Annotated in this window: 17 protein-coding genes; 7 read left to right on the top strand and 10 right to left on the bottom strand. The window is 44.0% G+C overall.

What is annotated here, in order from left to right:
• Positions 1–437: 437 nt before the first annotated feature.
• On the top strand, positions 438–2,732 hold the full coding sequence (locus M5J74_RS20870) for a serine/threonine-protein kinase (protein WP_250013054.1): 2,295 nt from the start codon (positions 438–440) through the stop codon (positions 2,730–2,732).
• Between the two features lie 73 nt (positions 2,733–2,805).
• Here the strand turns inward: M5J74_RS20870 and M5J74_RS20875 are convergent, their stop codons facing one another.
• Positions 2,806–3,951, bottom strand: coding sequence for a FecR domain-containing protein (locus M5J74_RS20875; protein ID WP_250013055.1), 1,146 nt, complete (start codon positions 3,949–3,951; stop codon positions 2,806–2,808).
• A gap of 583 nt (positions 3,952–4,534) precedes the next feature.
• On the opposite strand from M5J74_RS20875, the gene M5J74_RS20880 reads away from it, so the two are divergent.
• A complete protein-coding gene (locus tag M5J74_RS20880) occupies positions 4,535–5,410 on the top strand; it encodes a hypothetical protein (RefSeq protein WP_250013056.1) in 876 nt (291 codons plus the stop codon).
• An 80-nt stretch (positions 5,411–5,490) separates the two neighbouring features.
• Here the strand turns inward: M5J74_RS20880 and M5J74_RS20885 are convergent, their stop codons facing one another.
• Positions 5,491–6,321: a sulfurtransferase gene (locus tag M5J74_RS20885; RefSeq protein ID WP_015155946.1), complete on the bottom strand. Its 831-nt coding sequence runs from the start codon at positions 6,319–6,321 to the stop codon at positions 5,491–5,493.
• Positions 6,322–6,651: 330 nt separating this feature from the next.
• Between M5J74_RS20885 and M5J74_RS20890 the strand changes: the two genes are divergently transcribed.
• Positions 6,652–7,368, top strand: a complete 717-nt coding sequence (locus tag M5J74_RS20890) for a heme oxygenase (biliverdin-producing) (protein ID WP_015155947.1) — start codon at positions 6,652–6,654, stop codon at positions 7,366–7,368.
• Positions 7,369–7,564: 196 nt separating this feature from the next.
• Here the strand turns inward: M5J74_RS20890 and M5J74_RS20895 are convergent, their stop codons facing one another.
• Positions 7,565–8,227, bottom strand: a complete 663-nt coding sequence (locus M5J74_RS20895; RefSeq protein WP_041462551.1) for an SOS response-associated peptidase — start codon at positions 8,225–8,227, stop codon at positions 7,565–7,567.
• Between the two features lie 176 nt (positions 8,228–8,403).
• On the opposite strand from M5J74_RS20895, the gene M5J74_RS20900 reads away from it, so the two are divergent.
• Positions 8,404–9,015, top strand: a complete 612-nt coding sequence (locus M5J74_RS20900; RefSeq protein WP_250013057.1) for a glutathione S-transferase family protein — start codon at positions 8,404–8,406, stop codon at positions 9,013–9,015.
• Between the two features lie 51 nt (positions 9,016–9,066).
• Here M5J74_RS20900 and M5J74_RS20905 read toward each other — a convergent pair whose 3' ends face one another.
• The 7 genes from M5J74_RS20905 to M5J74_RS20935 form a co-directional block, all read right to left on the bottom strand.
• The gene (locus tag M5J74_RS20905; protein ID WP_106167542.1) at positions 9,067–11,190 is read right to left on the bottom strand and encodes an iron uptake porin; all 2,124 of its coding nucleotides are present in this window, start codon (positions 11,188–11,190) and stop codon (positions 9,067–9,069) included.
• Between the two features lie 436 nt (positions 11,191–11,626).
• Positions 11,627–12,754 (bottom strand): trypsin-like peptidase domain-containing protein, encoded by a 1,128-nt coding sequence (locus M5J74_RS20910; protein WP_015155951.1) that lies wholly within the window; start codon positions 12,752–12,754, stop codon positions 11,627–11,629.
• A 121-nt stretch (positions 12,755–12,875) separates the two neighbouring features.
• Positions 12,876–13,733: a serine protease gene (locus M5J74_RS20915; RefSeq protein ID WP_015155952.1), complete on the bottom strand. Its 858-nt coding sequence runs from the start codon at positions 13,731–13,733 to the stop codon at positions 12,876–12,878.
• A gap of 102 nt (positions 13,734–13,835) precedes the next feature.
• Positions 13,836–14,453: a COP23 domain-containing protein gene (locus M5J74_RS20920; RefSeq protein ID WP_106167540.1), complete on the bottom strand. Its 618-nt coding sequence runs from the start codon at positions 14,451–14,453 to the stop codon at positions 13,836–13,838.
• Positions 14,454–14,751: 298 nt separating this feature from the next.
• Positions 14,752–16,341, bottom strand: a complete 1,590-nt coding sequence (locus tag M5J74_RS20925) for a serine/threonine-protein kinase (RefSeq protein WP_106167539.1) — start codon at positions 16,339–16,341, stop codon at positions 14,752–14,754.
• Positions 16,342–16,505: 164 nt separating this feature from the next.
• Positions 16,506–17,453, bottom strand: a complete 948-nt coding sequence (locus M5J74_RS20930) for a phosphate/phosphite/phosphonate ABC transporter substrate-binding protein (protein WP_250013058.1) — start codon at positions 17,451–17,453, stop codon at positions 16,506–16,508.
• Positions 17,450–19,036, bottom strand: a complete 1,587-nt coding sequence (locus M5J74_RS20935) for a serine/threonine-protein kinase (RefSeq protein WP_015155956.1) — start codon at positions 19,034–19,036, stop codon at positions 17,450–17,452. Before M5J74_RS20935 ends, M5J74_RS20930 begins: the two co-directional genes overlap by 4 nt.
• A gap of 809 nt (positions 19,037–19,845) precedes the next feature.
• Between M5J74_RS20935 and M5J74_RS20940 the strand changes: the two genes are divergently transcribed.
• From M5J74_RS20940 to M5J74_RS20950, 3 genes are all read left to right on the top strand, one after another.
• The gene (locus tag M5J74_RS20940; protein ID WP_015155957.1) at positions 19,846–22,863 is read left to right on the top strand and encodes an ABC transporter ATP-binding protein/permease; all 3,018 of its coding nucleotides are present in this window, start codon (positions 19,846–19,848) and stop codon (positions 22,861–22,863) included.
• 94 nt (positions 22,864–22,957) lie between these two features.
• Positions 22,958–24,031, top strand: coding sequence for a DUF4105 domain-containing protein (locus M5J74_RS20945; protein WP_250013059.1), 1,074 nt, complete (start codon positions 22,958–22,960; stop codon positions 24,029–24,031).
• 59 nt (positions 24,032–24,090) lie between these two features.
• Positions 24,091–25,188 (top strand): DUF4105 domain-containing protein, encoded by a 1,098-nt coding sequence (locus M5J74_RS20950; RefSeq protein WP_250013060.1) that lies wholly within the window; start codon positions 24,091–24,093, stop codon positions 25,186–25,188.
• Positions 25,189–25,239 lie beyond the last annotated feature (51 nt).

The raw sequence follows: 25,239 nt of genomic DNA on the forward strand, positions 1-25,239 counted from the left end.
TAAATTCGCAGTTAATTTTATCAGTTGGTTGGTAGTTTCCACAGTTCAGACCGAACGTAGTTGCCAAGATCGACAGTTAGCGATCGCAGAAATTGCCAGATCGTGCTTAAAATTCTCATAAATTCCGATTGGATGAGACAGGTTTTCTTCCTAGATAGGGAACTCTAAACTAGTAGGGTCAGGCAGTCAAAAAAGAAACTAGGGCGATCGGTAGAGTTAAGTTGGGCTGTCTAGTGTATGGTAACTAGTCGCAACTTGAAAGTTACCAAATCAGAAGCCCCCTGCTGACTGTCCCTATCCTCTAACTCCCAGTCTGACATAACTATATGGGACAAGATCGTACACTGTCCGATGTACAAAAGATACCATCGCTGCTTCAGAAGAGTAAGTCTTTACGATCTTTCCAGTGGGATCGACTCATATCTGGATTTTGGGGAGTGGCTGCGGCAGTAGCTACAGCCACTAATGGGACATTAGTACAAATGACGGAGTACCAAACCCAGGCGCTATTTTTTGAAATTCGGGGCGCTGTTGTACCACCAGAGGATATTGTTATCCTGACAATTGACGAGCAATCTTTATCAATTCCTCAACAATACTATCAAACTAACCCTCAACAATATGCCGCTCTCAAGCCCTTGCAAGCTTGGCCCTGGCAGCGACTTGCTTATGCTCAAGCGATCGATCGATTAATGATAGCAGGAGCGCGTGCTGTTGCTTTAGACATAGTATTCGCATCTCCCAGCAGTTATGGAAGTACAGACGATCGCGAATTTGCAAGAGTGTTACAACGCTACGCTGGTAAAGTCACCTTAGCAGCGGAGTACGAGCAATCGCAATTGCGCCAAGGTAATATCATTCAACTAACCAAGCCAGTTCGTTTTTTGTGGACGAAGCCAATGTCAGTTGGTTTTGTCAATTTCCCCCTAGAGTTAGATGGCAAAATTCACAGATTTTCTAGCGAATTTCCTTTAAGTTTGGCAACAAAATATCAACAGCAATTTGATAATTATGCGGCTATGGGGGTAGAAATGCCCTCTTTTGAGCAAGCGGTGGCATCTTCGATTCGTAATTGTAGGGGCGCACAGCTGTGCGCCCCTACTTCCTCTAAAGGCGATCGCATTTATTTCTATGGACCTGCGGGGACGTTTGAATATATCCCTTTTTGGCACGTCCTCGATACCGAGAATTGGAACACATACCTGGAACAGGGGCGTTATTTTCAGAATAAGATTGTGATTGTTGGCGCAACAGCTGCTTCGCTGCAAGACTTTCACAAAACACCTTTTTCCTACAGCTGGCTGTATCCCAAGCCGATGCCAGGGGTAGAGATTCAAGCGAATGCGATCGCCACGCGGTTACAACAAAAAGCGATCGCCTTGGCAATTCCCAATCCTTTTTTCCAGGGGTTGTTGGTGTTGCTATTAGCCGCTGGAACGACAATTGTGCTAGCAAAAACTCAGTGCTTCAGCTCTCAACTAGGATGGACAATCGGAATTGCGATCGCGTGGGGTGGTATCAGTTACGCCGTCTTTACATATCAGTACTCGATCTTACCCACTGCCGTACCGATGTTAACAATTGTGTTGTGTGGTGGTTCTTACTTGACGATCGCAACGATGAGCGATCGCCGCCAGACAATTCAACTTAAACCTGCTGCTACAGAAAATACCACTGTTTTAGAATCCCCAGAGGTAGACAACCAACAAGACGAGATCCAAAAATTACTGCCACACGAATTAGTTACGGCGGGAAAAATTCTCAGCGGACGCTACCAAGTTACCAAAGTTTTAGCTTCTGGTGGGTTTAGTGAAACTTACATTGCAGAAGATTTACAACGTCCCGGCAAACCTCTCTGTGTTGTGAAGCGAATGAAACCTTCTAGCAATCATCCCCAGCATTTACAAATGGCTAGCAGGTTGTTTCAACTTGAAGCAGAAACCTTAGAAATTGTAGGGAAACACGACCGAATTCCCCAGTTGCTTGCCTATTTTGCAGAAGGTGAAGAATTCTTTTTAGTTCAAGAGTTGATCGACGGACATCCCCTCAGTTGGGAACTCAAACCTGGCAAGCCTGTGAGCGAAATCGCCGCGATCGCGATTCTGCAAGATTTACTGCCAATCCTGGCATTCGTTCACAGGTGCAAGACAATTCACCGCGATATCAAGCCTAGCAACATCATGCGACGGCACTCCGATGGCAAGCTCGTCATCATTGATTTTGGCGCGGTTAAGCAAGTTAGCAATCAAATGCTAACAACTGGGCAAACTAACTTGACAGTTAGCATTGGCACTTTAGGTTATGCTCCTGCCGAACAAACCGCAGGTCGTGCTTTCTACAGCAGCGATATTTATGCAGTCGGCATGTTATTAATTAAAGCCTTAACGGGATTTGCACCTCACGAACTTCAACTCGACCCGCAAACGGGTGAGGTACTGTGGTTAGATAAAGCTGAAGTGAGCCAGGAGTTAGCAACTTTTATCGGTAAAATGGTACGGTACGATTATACGCAGCGCTATCAATCAGCCTCAGAAGCTTTAGTTGCGCTACAAAATTTAACTGGTACTGATAGTACTAATAATGATAACTTTGGCGATCGCGATGACTTACTAGCTGTTGCCACCCCCGCAGAAGTTGACTCAGAAGATTTAGAAGCAAGTACGGTATTTTGGCGGGAATCAACTAATACAGTAGAAATTGTAGAAGAAGTTGATTCAGAAGAGAAAGTGTAAGTCTTTCTCTGGCGATCTTTCGTCTCTTTTGATTTAATTCTCAATCGCCAATAATCTCTTTGAGATTTAAGATTTATTTTCGAGATTTATCGTTCTTGTCAGGGTTATTATTTCTGCCACCGCCATTCCCATCACCGATCCCATTATTATCTTTATCGGGATGACGATCTCTGCCACCGCCATTCCCATCACCAATCCCATTATTATTTTTATCGGGATGACGATCTCTGCCACCGCCGTTCCCATCACCAATACCATTATTATCTTTATCGGGATGACGATCTTCATCTTTGGTAGAACCATCGCGATCGCCTATCGGACTTGAATCATTATCTGAAGCAGATTCAGAATTGTCAGGTAAAATTTCCAAGCGATCGAGAATGACTGTACCGTTGTCAATCAAGTCTGTGGTCGAATCAGAAGTGTTAATCCGTAAATTATGACTACTTTGTTGTAAAGGTGATGACGGCGATTCTGAACTACGGACAAAACTAGGATTAACAATAATGTTTTCACCCGTTAGCGGTGACTGCGCGGCAACGGCGGCACTCGTTTCAGCTTGTACTTGGGCGATCGCAATATCAGTGGCAGTCACGCTTTTTTTATTGAGATTCAATCCACTTACTAAGTCGCTTGATTCATAAAATGTTTTTAGATCGAAGTTGTAAAGCGCTGTAATTTTACCTTTAACAACGACTGCTATTTGACCTGCTTTCAATACCTGTCGCTGAGAGTTTTTTTGATTAACGACTTCAATCTGGCTATTTGTTAATGCGCCGACTACGGTAGTCTTACTATTGGAAATATGACGAATAAATAATGCAGAACCGCGAATTGCTGCTGTTGCGTTTGGTGTCCATACTTCTGTCGTACCTCGACCGGGAGGAATCAGCAGTAATGCAGTACCATTTGATAGTTTTAAATTCCGATTTTGAGCAGAAAATTGAAATAGGGCTTGTTCGCCAATTCTTCCTAAAGAGCCATCATTAAAACGTAGCTCTGCTAGTGCCTCTCGACCTGTAGATAATGCATCTCCTGGAACTATCCCATCAGCCACCTTTGCTGGACGAGCAGTTTGGCTTTGAGGCATTAATTGTACGAGATTGCGTAGGCTTTTAATTTCAGCGCGGGTTAAAACTGTATCTGCTTGGGCTGCTTTTGGTAGTGCAGAAGCACTCCATAGCAAAATTGAGATGAAAAGAATGAATCGGTGAGACATGTAATTAGGAATTGGTAGTCAATATCTAATGGTTAACGGTTAAGTATCGAAGTACTTCAATTATTTAGAATGCCCAAATTGCAAGCAAATAAAAACAGGATTTATACGGTAACCGTTAGTTTTACACCAAGTTTCCGTGTAGAGACGTTACATGTAACGTCTCTACACGGACAATCGATTTCACGATTCATTTATGATTGCTATAGGATTAGCCTATGAATTGCTATTGAGTATTTTTTCTGAGTTGAAAGTTTAACTTAATTTCATGAATCCCGTAATTTTGCGGTTATAGATTGATATTTTTTTCAACTAATCTTGATGTGCGATCTAGGAGCTTAAGGATTAACTGAGAGCTAGATAAATAATTGCGATCGCAATTATGTGTATTATTAATTTTTGTTTCTACCGTGTTCAAACTTAAATTTACAATTCAACAACCTAAGCGGAGTGAATTCCCACTGACACAAGCGAAGTTCACCTGTGGAAACTCAAAAACTAACAACGGCGGGATTGACCCACTTAGCTGTGATTTTCATCGATCGGTACTAGCTAGCTTGATCTTAAGTATGGCAAGTAGCACTATTTGCTTTTTTTTTCTTCAAATCCAATAATTGCTGCCCCTCTAAAGGATGAAAAAGCACCATCACCAGCAACAACATTAAGCGATCGCGCTTTAGTCAAAAACGAACAAATAGGAGATCCAGAACTAGGAGTTCTGCGTTTACAAGAGCAACAATTACAGTCTCCTCCTGACGAACCCATCGCACATTTACTAGGGCAGGTTGGCTATTTCCAAGGAACTAATATTTTTTCCGCAGTTGATGCAATTGATGATGGATTATTTTCCACTAACTTAACTTTTGCGATCGCGCCCAAGCTAGGAGCGAAAACAAGTTTGTTTACGGCAATTGATGGTGGTTTAGTTCGGTATAGAGAACACGACCGAGCTGATTACAATAAATTAAGGTTAAGGGCAATTTTACGCCAAAAACTTACACCACGGATGTTTGGTGAAATTGGCTGGAACAATCAATATTTATTTGATGCCAAGACAGGCGATCGCTTTTTGAACGAACACGCTCTACGTCTAGCCCTCCAGCGCCAAGATAAAATAACAAATAAATTGTGGTTAAATTCAGTCTATGAATTTCGTCTAGGATTTGCCGAACCAGACACCCGCAGTCGCGCAATCAATTCTTTATCTACAGAACTAGCTTACTATATCAGCCCTCGCTTCCAGGTTAGTTTGGAATATCTACTCGCTTTATCAAATTTCACGCAACGCGATCGCGATGATACCTACCACCTAATTCTCGGTAGCATAATTTATGCCGTATCCCGTGGAAGCCAAATCAGCTTTCAAAGTGGTGTGAGTTTTGGCAATTCCTCCGATCCAAATATTGGTTTTGATAATTCATTTTTTAGCGTGAATTATACATTTGATATCGGGAATTGGTAATGGGTAATTGGTAGTTGATGATTTTTCTCCCTCAGCTCCCGAGAGCCCCCTCAGCTCCCTCAGCTCTCTTTTCCTACTCCCTACTCCCTACTCCCTACTCCCTCAGAATAACTAATCCAATCGCTCCAACTGCCTGCATAAAGCTTACCTATGGAAATTCCTGCCAATTCTAGCGAGAGTAAATCGACGCAAGCAGTCACGCCAGAACCACAGTAGACAATAATTTCTGATGATGAATCTAGATCCTTCCAGCGCTGCTGTTGTTCTGTGACAGGCTTGAGATAGCCGCGATCGTCTGTTACCTCTTGCCAGGGATAATTGACTGCGCCTGGGATATGACCCGCAACTGGATCTATCGGTTCTCGTTCGCCACGATAGCGATCGCCTTCTCGCGCATCGACTAATGCTACTCCTGGCGAGTTCTTGCGTGCTTTTACCGCTTCTCTGTCCACAACTTGCCCTGATTGCATTTTGGGGATGAACTCACCAGCTTTTGCTATGGGAACATCGGACGTCGCCGGATAACCAGCCGCTAGCCACCCTTGAAACCCTCCATCTAACACGGCAACTCGTTCGTGTCCTAAATAGCGTAGCAGCCACCACAGCCGCGCCGCAAAAGCCAATCGGGAATCATCGTAAGCAACCACTGTCGTTTGGGAAGTTATGCCCATCGCCGATAGCTTTACTGCCAACTCTGTTACGTTTGGTAAAGGATGCCTCCCGCCATGCTGACCGACTGGACTGGAAAGATCCCGATTTAAATCTAGGTAGTAAGCACCAGGGATGTGACTCGATTGATACTGTTGTTGTCCGAGTTGCGGATCGGCAAGGGAAAAACGACAATCCGCGATCGCCACTTGCGGATCTTCTAGATGTTCGTATAGCCATGCGGCAGTAACGCTATGATTCATATGGCGAAAGTCAAAAGTTAAAAGTTAAAAGTCAAAAATAATTCTTAATTCTCTCTACAGCCTATACCCTAAATTCTTTCCCGACTCCCGTACGGGCGGGTTTAGCAAAAGAATCATGCTGAGGGCAATCGATCTTCGCTCAAAACCCGTCCCTACAAACCGACTCCCCTGTAGGGGCGCACAACTGTGCGCCCCTACCGACTCCCCTTCTTTAGAATTTTTAACAAATTTTCTCATCAAATCGTTCTACTGTAACGATTTAGGTGGAATACTAAATACACTCGCAAACTTTGTTGGTAGTAGTTGACTATAAAAGTTGAGAAATTTAGCATGAGCAGTAATTTAGCAACAAAACTCCGTGAAGGGACGAAAAAAGCCCACACAATGGCAGAAAATGTTGGTTTTGTCAAGTGTTTTTTAAAAGGAGTAGTAGAGCCAACTTCTTACCGCAAGCTGGTTGCTAATCTCTATTTCGTCTACTCAGCGATGGAAGAAGAAATGGAGCGGCATCAACAGCACCCTATTTTATCAAAGATGTACTTCAAGGAATTGAATCGCCAGCGCAGCTTGGAGCAAGATCTGAAGTATTATTACGGCAACCAATGGCGCGAGCAAATTAGTTTATCTCCGGCTGGGGAAGCTTACGTGCAGCGGATACGGGAAGTCTCTAATACTGCCCCAGAACTATTAATATCGCACCTTTATACTCGTTATTTGGGCGATCTTTCTGGCGGACAAATCCTCAAAGGTATTGCTCAAAGAGCAATGAATCTTGCGGATGGGCAAGGCACTGCTTTCTATGAATTTGCTGAAATTTCTGATGAAAAGCAATTTAAAAACACCTATCGGCAGAGACTAGACGAATTACCAATTGATGAAGCCACAGCAGATCGCATCGTTGAAGAAGCTAATGCTGCTTTTGGCATGAACATGAAGATGTTTAACGAATTAGAAGGTAATTTGATCAAAGCGATCGGTGTTATGTTATTCAACAGCTTAACTCGCCGTCGTAATCGTGGTAATACCGAGCTAGCAACTAGCAATTAGTTATTGGTTATTGGTTATTAGTCATTGGTCTTATAAATAACAAATGACAAGTGACAAATGACAAATGACAATTGACAACCACATACAATCCTGGGGATGAGGTGATAAAAATGTCATCGTGTCTTCAGGATTGTCTGCTGTTGAAGATGTAGAGACGTTTCATGTAACGTCTCTACATCTTCGATGAATTACACACTTACAAACTATCAATACACTCTAGTGAATCATTAGTTGGTTTATTGACTTTAGTACTGACGGGATATGAAACCATTGCCTCTGACGAGTATGGCTGTAACAATGGTTGTAGCTCGTCTGGTTCTTGAATTTGAGGATCGAGCCACTGATTATAGTCTTCTGGTTTGAGAATAACAGGCATCCGGTCGTGAACCGATCGCAAAAGAGAATTAGCTGTTGTCGTCAGCAGAGTGCAAGAATCAATTTTCTCGCCGTCTGGTGCTTGCCAAGTTTCCCACAAACCTGCAAAAGCAAAAGGTTGCCCATCTTGTAAGCGAAAATAAAAGGGTTGTTTTTTGCCTTTTTGTGACTGCCATTCGTAAAAGCCATCGGCAACAACTAGACAACGGCGGCGACGAAATGCAGAACGGAAAGCGGGTTTTTCAGCAACGGTTTCTGCTCTAGCATTAATCATTTTTGCACCCATCGATGCATCTTTTGCCCATGAGGGAATTAAACCCCAACGTAACATTTGAAATCGACGGCGATCGCCATCTGATAAAATGGTTGGGACTGGTTGAGTAGGTGCAATATTATATCGTGGGGCTAATTCGGGAATTAAAGAAAGCTGAAAGGTAGAGGCGATCGCTTCTGCTGGTTGGCTGAGGGTAAATCTACCACACATAAAACTATTTTGGTAATGGGTAATTGGTAGTTGGTGAGTGGCTAGTGGCTGGTGACTAGTGGAACCAGACTCAATTCTTGTCACTGGTTCCACTAGTCACTGATAACTGATTTTGACTTTTGACTTTTGACTTTTAACTTCTTTATAATCGTTACGTCTTCTACCCAACGAAAGTCATGCTTAAGTTGTATGATTTTTTACCTTCGGGGAATGGTTATAAAGTTCGGCTGTTGTTAACTCAGCTTGGGATTCCCTTTGAGCGAGTAGAAATTAATATTCTTAAAGGTGAAAGTCGTACTCCAGAATTTCTCAAGAAAAACACTAATGGACGCATTCCAGTTTTACAGTTGGAATCGGGAGATTTTTTAGCAGAATCGAATGCTATTCTCTTCTATTTTAGCGAAGATACTGAATTTTTGCCTGCTGATAAATTGCTCCGCGCCCGAGTTTTACAATGGTTATTTTTCGAGCAATACAGTCACGAACCTAATATTGCTACTCCTAGATTTTGGATTACGGAACTTGGTAAAGCAGATGAATATCGGGAAGCGATAGAACAGAAACGTCAAGCTGGTTATGCTGCGCTTGGAGTGATGGAACAACATTTAACTCAGCAGAAATTTTTTGTAGGCGATCGCTATTCTATTGCTGATATTGGCTTATTTGCCTATACTCACGTTGCCGATGAGGGAGGTTTCGATCTATCTCGTTTTCCAGCAATTCAAGCATGGATAGAGCGAGTTAAAGCTCAACCGAATTATATTCCAATTACGCAACAACAATTTTGACATTATTGTTTTGGGGTGCGTTAACAACGCACCCTACGATTGAAAGGAGAATTAGAAGCGGAAAGTCGTGCGGATAGTTGCTAACCAAATATCGTTGTTATCTTCAATATGACCTGGGTTAGTCACGAGAACCACACCTGGAGTAATGAACAGATTGTCACTGACTCGAAAACGGTAGAACATTTCAAAGTGCAGTGAAGTTGCTTCATCTTTTACTCCTACTCTCCTTGGTAGCGTATCTGAAGTCTCTTGAGGGGCTTGATCTGGTCCAATTCCAGCTGTATCTAAGTTAGTGTTGTTATCAGTTACAGGAACTTCTGGTTCGCCCCTACGAGAAGTTTCAAAAAAAGGTACGGGTGTACCGCGCGTTTCAGGTCCCGCATCAACTAGTTTTGGTGGCATACCAAAGAGAAAGGCAAATAAATCTCCTTCTCTACCAAATGGATCGGATAGACCGAGAGAAAATAGATATGTGGCTGAATTAGCAAAAGGTTTCTTACCGGCAGAGGCTCCAATTCCGTTGAGAATTCCATTCGCGTCTCTACTAGTTTCAGAAAAGTCAGGGAGGCGTTCTAAGAAATTAGTAAACATATATCCTCCCCATGCCCCAAATGTTAGCTTAGGAGACATACGCCATTGCAACGTTGCGCCAACAGCATTGGTTTTGGCAGCTAAATCTCCGATAAAATAACGGCAGCACGGGTCAAACCCAGAGTCATTTGCTTGGTCAATTGGTGAAGGAACGGATGAACCAGACCACAAACCATTTGTTTCTGCATTGACGCTACCTGTATATGTACCTAAAGTTCCATCGCTAGTGTAAGCGTTGACGAAAGTTAAACCAGTAATTAGGTTATTGGTTGGCGTTGCTAACAATTGCACGCCTAGTGCGCTGCGGTCTGCTCCAAAAACCCCACTGTCTGGATTCCCGCTTCCTCCAGTACCATAAGCTACTTGTAACCGGGCATTTTTGGCAAATAACCAGTCAAAACCTGCTCCTGCATCTAATACGCCACCAATTTTGAAAATTGGACTAGCCTCGCCAAAGCGAGAAATTGAGCCTCTGCCAGTGTCAAAGTAAGCTGAGTTGGCGGAAAGAACGTTACTGAGACTGAAGCCAAAGGGAATGACGCTAAAGACAACGCGATCGTTAAAGGCAGGAAATCGATATTCTAGTAAGTCTAAAACAACATCATTGTTTAAACCTGCTTGGTAAGATAACCGTGCCATGTAAGTATTGAGAGACTCTGCATTGGTGAAGCCGCCACCGTCAAAGTTGCCTGTAACTAGGTATGTCCGCAGGCGATCTTTACCTGTAAATGATGTTTCTAACCCTAATCGAACCAAGTGGGCGAGAACAGTATTTTTATCTGCATCATCTCGGGTTAAACAATCAACTTCTGGATCTGAATTGCGATCTCTTAAGTTTAAGCCGCGTGTTAGTTGTTCAAAAAAAGGTCCCGTATCGTCGTCAAAAACCCTACATCCTCCAGGGGGATCGCCGCCAAAAGCACTGGCTACACCAAAGATAACTTCTCCACCTAAAACGGTAGTCGTGGAGAACTGATTGGCTTCTAACTCGGCTGCTTGCGCTTCTAAAGCATCAACTCGACCCCGCAAAGTTGCTAATTCACTACTAAATTCCGATTGCAGGCGATTTAGGGTTTCTAAATCTTCTTTGCTGACGACATCTGCCGAACCAGCCGTAATCAGTTCGTTAATCCGATCCATAGCTGCATTCAAACCTGCGGCAAACTCGTAGCGCGTCATGGCACGATTGCCTCGAAAAGTCCCGTCAGGATAACCTGCAATGACTCCATAGCGTTCTACTAAAGACTGCAATGCCTGAAACGCCCAATCAGTTGGTTGCACGTCTGACAGTTGAGATACGGATGTGACTTGTGCCAGTGTCGAAGATGTGTCTTGAATTTGTTGAGCTGTATAGTTGAAATCTGTATCCGGTGTTGCTGGTGCTAGAGGCGCTAGGGTAGCCGCACTAGTTCGGTTTGCCTCAGACTTTTTTAATAATTGAGATGTTATTTGAGTTGGCTGAGATATTGCTATATCTGTCTCGCCTGCATGTACTGCGGTTGTTTTAAATACAAGAGCAGAAACAGCTATGGGTGTTGTCAATAGCAAGATGGAAAATATGGAAAAAGTAGATTTGATCCTCACAGTTACTTCCCTCTGATCCACAATTCAAGGCGTTTAATTTGGCATAGAAAACTTACAGAAGCTTGAGCAAACTTCTGTTGAAACTCGGTGCTGACCCTAAGCAAATAAAATTATTTTATTTCTTAAAAGCTAGAATGACACGATCGCGATAAATACAATCCAATTAACTAAAAATCTTAATTTTTATTTGTAATATTATTTGAGAAAAACAGATTAACGTAGGGTGGACATTGCTCACCCTACAGATGATAGGATTTGAAATGAGCTGGCAAATATAAGCTTTTTTTCATATCCGATCGCCATACTATTTCAGTATTAAATACAGATAGCGATCGCTAAAAAAATATAGCTTTAACTACGAAAATTACGCTCCCGAAATAAAGATTTTGCGCTGCTGAAACTCTCCTACTTGAGCAAAGCGTAAAAAAGTATTTTCTTACTCTGGGCAGCGTTCTTCACTCGTACCGAGTAAGACTGTACGACTACCTGCTGAGGGACAATCTCTAACAGCGGCGTGTTTGAAGTCACGGCTGAAGGTCTTGTAAATATCATCGATCGTGTCTGCCGATCGCGGTCTTTTTTCTGGCATTCCCTGGCTGACAACAGCAGGCTGCACGGGAGGCGGCTCAAATTTGATATAGGGAAACACGCCTGCAAGCGGTTGAATTTTTTTCGCTTCTTCGGTGAGGTCGGAAACTCGAATTCCCAAATTGAATTTACTTTGAATCGCAGTTTGAGCTATGGAGTTTCCTGCCATTAGGGAAGCTACTAAAGTTCCTGGTACGGAGACACTAGTTGCTTCACCTGCGCGTCCGTGAATTCCAACTAACTCGCCGCGATCGTTAAAAACGGGACCCCCACTCATACCCCGCTGCGTTTCACAACTGTATTGAATGCTGTAACCTCCATCCGTAGTGCGAGGGGTAATTCTAATCACTTCGCCAGGAGCAAATAACCTTTGCCGTCGCGCCGTTTCATCTCCAGGATCGGGCCAGCCAGAGACAAAGGCTCGTTCGCCTTGGTTAGGGCTACCTGGTAGGTTTGCTAAAGGATAGTTCTTGTCACTCTTAAATTGGACGATCGCGACATCAAGCCCTTGAATAGTTTCGCCACTTTCGCCCTGTTCTTTTCCCATTGGGACGATATTCGATCGCGTACTTTCGTCGTCTACGGGATAAACTTCGCCATCAAAGGTACGTACCCCGTAAAAACCACCTCGACCGCGGACAACGTGCAAGTTAGTCGCCACGTAGTAAATGTTGCCGCGCTTAGCGATAATGACTCCAGAACCTGGGTTAAACTCACGTCGAGCTTCAACATCACCTTTTTGCAGGTCTTGACCGACAACCACTGTTGTTTGCGAGGCGATCGCGTCAATTTCCGTTTGATTCAACGTTTTGGAATCAGTAACAGGCTGAGTTTGCTGGGCGATCGCATCTGCTTGTACCGTGAGTCCTGTCATCTTGCTAGTAAAAGCGATCGTCGTCGCAGCAGTGACAACTCCGGCTATAAAAATTGTATATTTTAAATTTCGAGTTTGAAAAAACTTTTTCCAGCCATTCATAATAAAGTCAAAAGTTAAAAGCTAAAAGTGAAAACTGAGGAGTCAGAAGAATATAAATACCAACACGCACCACTCACCACTGCCAATCACCTACTACCCATTACCCATTACCAATAACAATTTAGATCTCATTTTGCGATTGAGGTTGAGCCAAGTTTTTGTCAACTTGATGCTGAAAAGCAGCAATTGGAATCGCCCAGCTCAGCGCTTCCATTTGATTAAATAGTTCTACCGATGGCTTTGTACCATCGGCAAATGTAAACACATCAATGCCTTGAAGTGGATATTTCAAGCGACCGTTGATCCCAATCAGTTCTCCTTTTTGATTCAAAACAGGTCCACCACTCATCCCTTGTTCGACTTCGTTGGTGTAACCTAAACTGTATCCTTCTGGTAAAGTTCGCTCTAAGAGTAAAGCAACAGTTCCCGTTGTCAGCCGAAATGCTTTCATTCCCCAGTTACGTGTTTCTTCAACACGACTTTTATTGAGGAATTGATAATTGGGAAAACCAGATGCATAGACGCGATCGCCTTTTGTTAAGGCAAGTGAATTTCCTAAGACAGCAACGCGATAGGATTTAGGGCTATCAAATTGTAGTAAGGCGAGATCGACACCTGCTAAAGTCTGCGTCAAGCGGCGGGCTGGATGAGTCGCGCCATCAGCAGTGAGAATGGTATATTCGCCCTTCTGACTACCTGCTACTACATGGTCGCAGGTAAGAACGGTGTATGTCTGAGCCTGACGTTGTACGATCGCTCCAGAACCCATACTTGTTTTTGTCAATACTCTGACTGTCACTTGTTGAGCAACTTCTACTATTGCCGAACTTTTTACTGGATCTACAGGTGTTGTAGTCGCAATTTTTTCAGTACTAGCATCAGATTTTGTATTCGGTTTTGATGGCATAAACCATAAGAATGCAGCGATCGCCAGCAGTCCGAGGTTAAATAAGACAATAGTGGCTGATGATAATTTCACTGTCACTGCATCCCAATTCCAATCGCTCGATCGACTGTCATGCGTGAATTACGAGGTTCGAGTTGGCGATCGCTCTCAACCTCTACTACTCATGCATTTACCTTATTCCGCTGACAACGCTCGCTCAATTTCTTCTCCAAAAGGTGCATAATATTGTGGCGCACTTTGTTGAACTGCCGTACCCGTTCCTTTCAGGCTGAAAGTCACTAATTGTTCGAGAATTTGGCGTTCTTTGCCTCGATCTGATTCGCGCAATGTCATTAGAATATTTTTCCGGTTGCAGATTTCGTTTCGACTGCCCACATAACAAATGACTGGTTTGCTGTTAACTCGTCCGTATGTCAGTTGCAAGTTTCTCAGCTTCCCGCCTTTAGCTGCTACAACCTCACTCAAGCGATCGCTAACTATTTTACAACGCTCGTGCGGCGTGTATTGCGTCCCAAATTCATTGCTGTTCCAGGTAATCACTGGTGCTGTGATCCGTTCGCCGCGTTTGGCGATCGTGGCATAGCCCTGACCTGAAGCTATGCAATGGAAAGTTGTCGCACCCCCAGCGCTAGCTACTGCTTCTGCTCGGACGAACTCGTTAGCTATTCCGATCCCACTTATAACTGCGATCGCTGTTGCTAAATATTTAGTAAATTTTTTTAAATTTTTAGTTGTGTGATTGCCTATCATCGCTCGTACCTCAAGGGCAGTTAAAATTTCAATTACATTCACAGTCAGCTCAAGTACCCTGAACTTGACAAGTCTGCTTGACGAGACTAGCGTATTTGAACTATACCGCGATCTACATCCAAATATGCTACGATTCCGGTCAATTTTTGAAAAAAAATATAAAATTATACTTCAACAGCTATTTTGTATACGGAACATACTTATAAAAACACTTCATATACGTACTAAAGAAGTCAAAAGTTAAAAGTCAAAAGTCGGGAAAGAGTGGTGCGAGATCGTTCTCCCCCAGTTTCCCCAGCTCCTCCAACTTCCTCCTGCTCATGCGCTCCCTACTTAACCGTCAAATCTCCGACCAGTCTTGAATCAGGATTTGAGCTTGGGAATAGAGAGGACTGTCTTGAGGAATTTGTCTGGCAATAGCGATCGCTTCAGCAAAGTTACTACTTCCTGCGAGTTGCTTGGCATGTTCGAGATGACACTCATTTAGTATTGCCTGCGCTTCGGCGTAAACTGTTGAATCGCGGGTAACTGTCTCAGCTCTACTCGCACAAGCTTCGTATCGTGCTTGATGTTTTAAAGTTTGAATTTCATCGATAACTTGAGCTGTCAGACGAAACTGAATGTATGAATAAACTACTGCTCCCAGTGCCACAATACCAACACCAATAGCCGCACCGACAAAAAATAAAGTAGAGGTGGATAAGCGGCGATGACGCGCTGGTGGAGATATTAAAATTGAATCGTCCGTGTTGGAATTAGCTAGATTACTCTGCTGTGCGGCAGGGAACTGAACGTTTGCCCGAACTTCTTGCTTATGGGGAGGTAACAAGGTGTCTGGCAGCGATGTCGGAGGAATGACTTCTGTTTCTGTTGGCTGTGGAGGTATGTAGGCTCTAGTCGTTGCCACGTCAGGTGTGACAGGAACAGATGGTTGTGGGTGCGTGGGTGCAGGTGGAGATGGATGAAGAGAATTATCGATCGCTGCTTCAGGCTTGTGGGTAATAGTAGCTTTTAATACTTTTTTTAATTGCTCTACGGAGGCAAAGCGATCGTTAGGTGATTTTTGCAAGCACTGCATGACAGCTGCTTCTAGTTGTGGCGATAAATTTTCGCAACCAGGCTGTAACCTGATGGGAACCGGTGGTTTTGTCTTGTGTGCCATTGCCCAACCCATGCCCGTAATCGAATAGGCTTGAGCGCCAAAACCAAATGGATCTGTGCCGCTGAGGAGTTCGTAGAGGATGACACCCAAGCTGTAGATATCTGCTCTTGCGTCTATAGTGTTGGCAGCCCGCAACTGTTCTGGAGCAGCATAGCGAAACGTGCCGATAAATCCATAAGTCAGATTCGTGCGATCGATCGATTCATCGCGGATTTTGGCAATTCCAAAGTCCAGAATCTTCACCAATTCTCCCAATGCTGTAGGCACGACAAATATATTGTCTGGTTTGAGATCGCGATGAACTACCTTGACGTGTTCGCTGGCTGTCGCTCCACTCCACCAGAGATCGATGCCTGAGTGAGCTAGACGCAATCCTTCACAAACCTGAGTCACAATTTTGATCGTTCGCTCGACGGGTAACCGTTGCTGTTGTTTCAGCAATTGTTTCAGGCTGTCCCCGCGCAGATACTCCATGACATAGAAAGGATGACCTTCATCTGTAACGCCATAATCGCTCACATTCACGATATGATCGCTTTTTAGGGCTGCACAAATAGCAACTTCCCGCTCGAACCTCTTCCTCAAAGACTTTGACGCTGCTAATTTGTCTTTTAGCAACTTCAATGCTACGTGTTGTCCTAATAAGGTATCCATTGCCAGAAAAACATCGCCCATTCCGCCTGAACCCAAGCGCCTCTCCAAGCGATAGCGTTGGCGATCGCCAATACTCCGACCAATCCAGGTTTCTGGCTGAGCAGGAAATGTCATGGAGCTTTCTCTATGTGTTGCTTCTGGACTTGTTGCCTTTTTTGGGCGTGCGATCGCGAACGAGACTATGATACTACTATTATTGCTTGAGCAGTTATCAGTTATCAGTGGCTAGTGGCTGGACTCAATTCTTGTCACCAGTCACTAACCACTAGCCACTCACTCTAAATCGAAATATTATCTAAAAGTCGGGCGGGTTTGAGTTGTAGAGGCGTTGCGCCATGTTCGTATTCGTCGGGAAAAATTGCTCTGACGCGCTTAACGACTGAAATCATATAACCGTAGTCTGGCGCTGAGCTGTTGGGAATGTATCCTGCTTCTTGCGCCAAAATCGAGGGGACTCCATTCATGATTTGGTAAATTTGCTGGCGCAGGTTTTTATCTACGTTAGGTGCAACCAAAACTACGCCAGGAGGGACTTCGTGCGGATCTGTGTGGAGAATGCGAAACTCAGTGGGGCTGAAATACGAACTGTGTAGGTACAATTCTTCTTTAGAAAGAGCGCCTGCTGTAGCTTTCCCTGTAGCAACCCATTCCAAAACTGTTTTAGGTGTGGGTGCAAGCATAATCTCTGCTAGAGTTAGACCGTAGAGATTGTAAATGGGAAAAAAATATCCGGTAGCCGAACCTGGTTGTCCGAGGGCAAGCGGTTGATTTTGTAATTCTTTTAACTCAACGATCGGATTATCTTTGCGCACGACTAAAATAGAGCGCAAATTAGCGATGCCCTGAAGTGACAATATCGGGGTGTATCGGTGTTGGTCGATCGCGATCGCAGCTAATCCAGGCTCGGCAAAAGCTAAAGACCAAGCATGATTCCGAATTCGTTCTAGAGCCTTATTTTCGTTAAAAGCAGGTTCTAATTGTACGATAACTCCAATTTTTTCACTTAAATATCGAGTAAATTTGGCATAACGATTGATGGTCTGTTCCCCTGCGTTATAACTGACTACACCGAGAACTAAACCTTGGCGCTTGCTCGATAGCGATCGCACCCCACATGCTGTAAGTAGAAATAATTGTAAAAGTAACGTACGGCGGGAGAATTCGGAATTCGGAATTCGGAATTCGGAATTCCGAATTAATATATTCTTTTTAGAAGCTTCGCTCATTTTAAGAGACGACGGCAAAAATCGGCGGCTTTTTGAGGATCGGGAATTTCATTGGCTAATCGATTGACTAATTCCAACTCGGAAATTTGCATTCCAGATTTTAGAACTTTTTGAATGAGAATCGGCGCGATCGGTCCAATCAGATCGATTAAAGTTTTTTCACACCGTTGAATAAAATTAGTATCGAGTGCTGACTGCGCTAAATTATTGGATAATTGATTATGGGAAAATTTATTGCCGTTGGTGTTGTGGGTTTGAGATTTAGCTGTTGACTCGGCTTCGATCGCTTTTGCCTGACGCTCGAATTCTGCTTGTTGCTTGGCAGGCAGGTAAACTGAGAGGTTTTCTACCAACTGCTCGACGCTGTATGATTGAGCTGCTACTTGTCGAAACACAGTAGTCGCAATCGGTCCAGCAAATTCTGTAAACAGCTTGACTAGCGATCGGTGTTGGGCTGACAGGGATACGTCGGTAGCTTCTAACGGGACTCGGGGCGCAGACAGACGTTGGGTAAAGTCAGGTGGAAAAGTTGGATCGGGTAGTTGAGTGGTCGTTAGTTCGGATGGGTGTGCGGGAGGAGGCAATGTCGCAATTGTCGTTGCTGCACCTAAACCTGGGACAATTGTATTATTCGCCAGATCGATCGCTACGGCAGCTTGCAAGGCACGACTTAACTCGTCTACAGAACTAAAGCGATCGCGGGGCGATTTCTGCAAGCACCGCATGACGACGGCTTCTAGTTGTAGTGAAAAATGCTCGCACCGAGGCTGCGATCGCAACTGAATCGGGGGCTTGGAAGCATGAGCGAATACCCATGACATACCGCTAATCGTATTGCTATTGCGACGGAAATTAAACCCAAATGGGTCGGTTCCAGTCAGCATTTCGTAGAGAATTACGCCGAGGCTGTAAATATCAGCACGTTCGTCTACTTCTGTCCCTAGCTCAAACTGTTCGGGAGCTGCATAGTGAAAAGTCCCAATAAAAACGTTCGTCAGATTGGTAAATTCGTTCGTATCGTTACAAATTTTAGCAATACCAAAATCGAGAATTTTGACGAGTTCTCCCAATGCAGTAGGAACGAGAAAAATATTATCTGGCTTGAGATCGCGATGGACGACTTTGATCTGCTTGCTAGCGGTTGCTCCATTTTGCCATAGGTGTACGCCTTGATGCGCCAACCGCAAACCTTGACACACTTGGATCGCGATCGACAGACTGCGTTCGAGACCCAGCTGTTGCTGCTGGCGTAGCAGTTGTCCTAAGCTCTGTCCTTGCAGGTACTCCATGACGTAGAAGGGATACCCCTCATCGGTAACGCCATAGTCGCTGATATTCACGATGTGATCGCTTTTGAGCGCAGCGCAGAGAGTCACTTCTCGCTCGAACCGCTTTCTCAGATCGGCTGATTCTGCTAGCGATCCTTTGAGGATCTTTAAAGCGACTAGTTTGCCAATCGGTACGTCCCTGGCGATGAAGACATCTCCCATTCCGCCCGCGCCTAGATGTTGTTCTAGTCTGTAGCGCTGGCGTTCGCCAACGCAGCGACCGAGCCAGTTGTCTTTTTGTAATGGCGAGTTCATGGAGCAGAGCGCATTAAAACTGGTATGAAAATAAATGTTTGCCAACAGTATAGGCGATGACTTCCAAGCTAGATGCAACTAAGCCTGCTAAAAATATATTTCTTTCATCACCATTAAAGCCTAATATGAACTTTTACTGCTAAAATTTTTTGAGGAAGGCAGAGGGTAAAGGGCAGAAGAAAAGAGTTGCAATTCGCCCTTTAGATATGCGGGGTTGAAGCTCCTAATATTTGTATAAGATAAAGTATAGATCGAGATATATTTCAAGACACAATCGCCGAAATACGCTGTCTCGATCGAATCTCCTAAACCTACGTAGATTTGTGTAGCAAACCGCGATCGCACTGCCCGCTGATTGAGGAGATAATTCTCCTATCTGCTTTTTCCTCTTGCTTGCCTAGCAGCCTCGATCGAGGCAATCGGCTATGAGCCGATCGTTTATAGCTAGCAATATCCAATGAGAATGCGTGTTTCTCGTACTAACCGCTAACATCTGAATGTTTGTGTGCTTGACAGCAAGCGCGCCTGACACTAGCTTTTAGCTCAGCCTGAAATCTTTATTTCTCTTTAAATACTATTTAATTGTATTGGCAGATACTATCATACGTTGCTGCTCGACATTGTAACAAGACCTTGTAACAGATGTTGTAACAATATGTGCAGAACGTGCATAGATCGAGTGAGTTGAGAGTATAAAATTTTAATGAAATTGGAGAGAACCCGAATTTTCGGTAATATACTGCAATCTCAGAGAAAAATTTTCCAGCTACGACATCAAACTACAGAATAATTAAAAAAATAAAAATATTATGATTCAGTCTTCTGCACGTCTGGAGATTGGTAGACGTGACGGTAGTAAGCAAGAGTTTCTACTCAACGGCGACGTGGTGAGAATTGGTCGAGCGGGAGATAATAACTTAGTTTTGAGCGAAAGTAATGTTTCGCGCTATCACGCTCAGCTGGCGCCCCAAGGTATAAGTGGATACTTACTTACAGATTTAGGAAGTAGTACTGGCACTTTTGTCAATAATGCTAGGTTGGCTCCTAGTCAACCGAGGCAACTCAAAGATGGAGACACGATTAGAATCGGGGGTTGCGAGTTGCGCTTTTGCGGTGTTGAGGAAGTCACTACAGGTGCAACTGCAACCCAGATGACGGGGATAGGGACGACTGTTGGCTTTGAAGCCACAAATTTTGCTGCACCACCGCAAGCAATTCAGACTCAGATCGTAACACCGATATTGCGGGTGACGACTCCAGCGGGAACGCAAGATATTCCGATTGTCAAAAACCAGATGACGATCGGTCGCGATCCTAGTTGTGATGTCCCGATTAATTTTCCCCAAGTTTCGTCACGGCACGCCGAATTAGTCGAGCGTCAAGGCAGCTACACGATAGTCGATCTAGGGAGCAGAAATGGGTTGTTATATCAAGGGCAACGCATTAGCGAACGGCGGTTAATGGATGGAGACGCGATCGCGATCGGTTCTGGAATTACTCTGACTTTCCAGACAACTGCTACCGACCAAGTACCGAGTATTACGCATCAACTGAATCTGAGCAATCGCAATAATTTAACGATCGGTCGCGACGAGCAGAACGATATTGCAATCGACCATCCAACCGTATCGCGCTATCATGCCAGAATTTCGCGTCAAGATGGGACGTTTGCGATCGCCGACCTCAATTCCAGTAACGGTACTTTTGTCAACGGCAAGCGCGTCAGCGGTTCGCAGTCGCTCAGACCTGAAGATACAATTCGCATCGGTCCGACTCGCTTTGTCTTCAACGTTGACGAGACTTTAGTGAGCTTCAACGAAGAAGGGAATCTGCGTCTGGATGCCGTCAACTTAACGAAGGTTGTCGGTAAAGGCACGACCTTGTTGGATGACATTTCGTTGTCGATCTTGCCGCGAGAATTTATCGTAATTGCCGGAGTCAGCGGTGGTGGGAAATCGACCCTCCTCGATGCACTCAACGGTTTTCGCCCTGCTACAAGTGGGATGGTACTGGTAAACGGAGAAGATTTATACAAAAACTTTAATGCCTACCGTACCGAACTCGGTTACGTCCCTCAAGATGACATCATTCACAAAGAATTGACGGTCAAGCAAGCGCTCGATTTTGCCGCTCAGTTAAGGATGCCTTCAGATACCACTCCTGGCGAACGTCAAAAGCGGGTGCAAGAAGTTTTGACAGACTTAGAATTGCTGCAACGCCAGGACGTACCTGTAAAAGCATTGAGCGGCGGACAGCGCAAGCGGGTGTCGATTGGAGTCGAGCTAATTACCAAACCCAGCTTATTTTTCCTTGACGAAGCGACATCCGGTCTTGACCCCGGTACGGAACTTCAGATCATGAAGTTGTTGCGCAAATTATCAGATCAGGGACGGACGATCTTGCTGATTACTCACGCCACGAAGAACGTGACGCTGTGCGATCGCGTGGTATTTTTGGCGAAAGGGGGACGAGTCGCCTATTTTGGTCCGCCAGCAGAAGCAATTGACTATTTTGGGGTGGAGGAGTTCGACCAGATTTATGGCAAGGTAGAACACGAACTATCACCTGAAGAATGGCAGCAACGCTTTAGAAACTCGCGTCACTATCACAAGTACGTATTAGAGCGCCAACAACAGCTGCAAATGCCCCAAATGGCACAAAGAAGCCATCGAGCCAAACAGAAACCAGGTAGCACAATTAAGCAAGTTTCGGCATGGCAGCAGTTTATCATCCTGTCGCGTCGCAACTTAGCAATTTTGATGCGCGATCGCGCTGGCTTGTTTTTGATGGGTGCGATCGCGCCAATTCTCGGCATCATGGATTTTGTAACTTGGAAGCGAGACGTTTTCAATCTTCAAGAAGGTGATGCCGGACAAGCAATCACGATGCTATTTACTACCGCTTTAATTGCGGTAATTGTAGGCAGCTTAGCTACCATGCGCGAGATTGTCAAAGAACAAGAAATCTATCGCCGCGAACGCATGATCGGGCTGAAAATTTTGCCTTATATCATGTCTAAAGTTTGGATTGGGGTCATAATAGCTCTATATCAAGCAGCAATCTTCTTGTTATTTAAATGGCTGGCGATCGAGCTTCCTGGTGGCACGCCAGAACTGTTCAATATGTATGTCACTCTCTTCCTGGCTACTCTAGCTGGGATGGTGATGGGGCTTCTAGTATCGGCGATTTCGCCCAACCAAAACGTAGCACCCCTACTCACAATTATTTTCCTCGTACCACAAATTACATTTGGTGGGGGGATGTTACCTGTAGAGACGTTTGGTCCTCCAGGGCAGCTGATCAATCGCATCACAATTACAAAGTGGTCTTTTGAGTCGTTAGTCACGATCTCCCAAATGGGTGAAGACGTAGCAGATGATTCCTACTGGAAACTAGCAGAAAAAGAAAGAAAAAAACAAACTGCCGAACAGAAAAAAAAGAGCCAGTGCTTAGGTAAAGCACTGTTTAAAAAATGCGTTTTTCCAGGTCTAAAATCTAAATACGACCCAGTAGTAGATAAGCCAGAACCAGTTAAGCCGAAAGATCCTGGCAAAGCTCCCTCAGATCCTAGAAAACTCGATGACTATGAAAAGAGAGTAGACAAATACAAAAAAGATGTAGATGTCTGGCAAAAAGAATATAGCGAGTGGAAAGGAAAATATGAGGGTGCGATCAAGAGTGCAGAAGGATTGATCGAACGCTTTAAAAAAGACTATGGTGCTTCATTTAAAGTCAATTTAGCTTGGCACTGGTCTATGCTGGGAGTACTAATAGTTGCTATGTTTGCCCTTCTATTTGGAGTCCAGAAGCGCAAAGATATTGTTTGAATATAAGCTATACGATAGCTGGCTGTAGAGATGTAATTTACATCTCTACATTTCTATTCACAATATTTCTATTCATAATTTAAACATCGAAGTTATGCTGCAATACTTACAACGAAAAGCAGTAAAGATCTTGGCATTGACTGTAGTGCCTTTACTTACTTTCACGCCAATAGTTTACGCTCAATCAGGTAGGATTGTTCCTGCTGCTGCAAACAAAAACAAAGTTTGTATTTGCGACCCTAAAGATCCTTTCGATCCGAGAGCAAGAATGCCTCAGGGTCCTTTTAAAGGTCGCTGTATGAGCTGTAAGCAACGCTCTGTAAGGTTACTTTCTCCTGTAGAAACAATACCCTACAATGCTGCCCCAGATATGTTAGTCATTGCCAACTTCAACTATAAGGGCAAATACTGGGTTGCCAAAATTCCTAAAAATGCTGTGGAAGATGTTATTTTTCAGATTCAATACTATAACGTATTACCAAGCCCATATACTGCTCACAGTCAAATTCGTTTTCGCCTTAAACCAGGCTATGAAGCAATTTTAGTTCCACAGTCAATTGGTGTAGCGCCAACTGAAATTCGGATGCGAGATTTTGTGTATGCAGCAAATGCCATGTTGGTTGAAGGAGGTGAATGGAATCCAGCTACAGGATTATTAGATTTCTTCGCGATCGCCCATGAATTTATTAGCTTAGAAGATAGAATTAAAGATGCTTTTGAATACAAATTAACCGATCGAGTCGAGCAAATTAGATTGGCGTTGACTCCCCAACAAAAACAAGAGTTGCTGATGAGTGCAATCTTGCAAGGCGATCGCGATCGCACAAATTCGATGTACGATACTTTGAATAAAAATTGTACTTCCGAAGTATTACGAGCTGTCGATCGCACGATTGGTTACAATCCGAAACTAGCTCAAAAAGGCAAGCCAGAAGTTTTTATTAGTATGCCTACAGGTCCAGCAGTTGATGAAGCTCTGTTCAAGGGTAATTTAACACCCGATAAGTTGAACAAAATCGTCATCGAACGCCTTGCCCAACTTTCCAAAATTCCCATACCAACACCGCCTTATGAAGCAATTGTAAGGCGAAAACTGGTAAACAGCAAGAGTAAAATAGCAAATTTAGAAGTGGAGTTCCCCAGAGAGTTTAATAGTAGCAGACCTTGAATAAGGGAGTAGGGAAAGATTTTAGATTTTAATTTAGATTTGAAATAGTGGAAGTTGTAATGACTGTATCAAAAAAAAAGAATAATTTTTACTTGTTAGGAAAAATGGTGGTATTGACAGCATTATCTACCTTTGCTGTGACACCAAGTGCGATCGCCCAAACAGGAAATGACTTACCATATTTCGTTACCAGTAGTGGTAGCAATGCTTGCGTTTGCAACCCCGCAGACCCTTTCGATCCGCAGGCGAGAATGCCTAAAGGTACTTTTAAAGGTCAGTGTTTGAATTGCGAACAACGTGCTGTCAAACTACTCTCTCCTAGTGAAGCTGCACCATATAAACCTGCGCCAGGATCGATGGTGCTTGCTAACTTCAAACATAAGGGCAAGTTTTGGGTGGCTCAAATTCCTCGGAATGCCGTTGCTGATGCGATATTTCAGATCCAGTACTATAGCGTTCTACGCAGTCCCTACAGCGCCCACGGACAGCTGCGATTTCGCCTCAAGCCTGGATATGAAGCAATTTTGGTACCGCAATCTAAAACAACTTCTGGAGTACCAAAAGCAGTTCGCGTGCGAGATATTGTCTATGTTGCTAACGGTATTGGCGTGAAGTCAGCAGGATGGAACCCAATTTCAGGATTAATTGATTTCTATGCTATTGCTCAAGAAATAACAGCTTTGGAAGATCGAGTGATAGATGCGGCTCAGTTTCCCTTTACGGATCGGGTAGAGCAAATTCGCTTAGCGCTAACTCCACAGCAAAAACAACAATTATTAATTAATGCTATTCATCAGAGCGATCGCGAAGGTACTAGTGTGATGTATGATACATTAAATCGTAACTGTACCACTGAATCGCTGCGAATTATCGATCGCACTATTGGCTATAATCCTAAAGTTTTGCCCCAAGAACAGCAGGAATACTTTGTCAGTTTGCCTATGGGTGTCGATTTCAATCAAGCCGCACTCAATCGAGAATTGACTTCTGAAACATTGAATGAATTCTTAGCAGAGCAAATTAAAAAGATGCCTCCGATACAGTTACCCACTGCTCCTTATGATGCGATCGTGCGGCGCGGACTTGTCAACAGTCAGAGCAAACTGCCAAATCTAGAACAAGAATTTGCTGCGGAATTTAAAAATAAAAAACGTTAAATCTTTGAATTTTGTACATGCAGATTTTTTAATTAAATTCTTTTAAGCATT

Source organism: Chroococcidiopsis sp. CCNUC1, from assembly GCF_023546805.1.
Classification (GTDB): Bacteria; Cyanobacteriota; Cyanobacteriia; order Cyanobacteriales; family Chroococcidiopsidaceae; genus Chroococcidiopsis; species Chroococcidiopsis thermalis.

Coding starts and splice junctions, on each gene's coding strand:
- M5J74_RS20875 (WP_250013055.1), bottom strand. CDS start 3,951: ATGTCTCACCGATTCATTCTTTTCATCTCAATTTTGCTATGGAGTGCT.
- M5J74_RS20885 (WP_015155946.1), bottom strand. CDS start 6,321: ATGAATCATAGCGTTACTGCCGCATGGCTATACGAACATCTAGAAGAT.
- M5J74_RS20890 (WP_015155947.1), top strand. CDS start 6,652: ATGAGCAGTAATTTAGCAACAAAACTCCGTGAAGGGACGAAAAAAGCC.
- M5J74_RS20895 (WP_041462551.1), bottom strand. CDS start 8,227: ATGTGTGGTAGATTTACCCTCAGCCAACCAGCAGAAGCGATCGCCTCT.
- M5J74_RS20900 (WP_250013057.1), top strand. CDS start 8,404: ATGCTTAAGTTGTATGATTTTTTACCTTCGGGGAATGGTTATAAAGTT.
- M5J74_RS20910 (WP_015155951.1), bottom strand. CDS start 12,754: ATGAATGGCTGGAAAAAGTTTTTTCAAACTCGAAATTTAAAATATACA.
- M5J74_RS20925 (WP_106167539.1), bottom strand. CDS start 16,341: ATGACATTTCCTGCTCAGCCAGAAACCTGGATTGGTCGGAGTATTGGC.
- M5J74_RS20930 (WP_250013058.1), bottom strand. CDS start 17,453: ATGAGCGAAGCTTCTAAAAAGAATATATTAATTCGGAATTCCGAATTC.
- M5J74_RS20935 (WP_015155956.1), bottom strand. CDS start 19,036: ATGAACTCGCCATTACAAAAAGACAACTGGCTCGGTCGCTGCGTTGGC.
- M5J74_RS20940 (WP_015155957.1), top strand. CDS start 19,846: ATGATTCAGTCTTCTGCACGTCTGGAGATTGGTAGACGTGACGGTAGT.
- M5J74_RS20945 (WP_250013059.1), top strand. CDS start 22,958: ATGCTGCAATACTTACAACGAAAAGCAGTAAAGATCTTGGCATTGACT.
- M5J74_RS20950 (WP_250013060.1), top strand. CDS start 24,091: ATGACTGTATCAAAAAAAAAGAATAATTTTTACTTGTTAGGAAAAATG.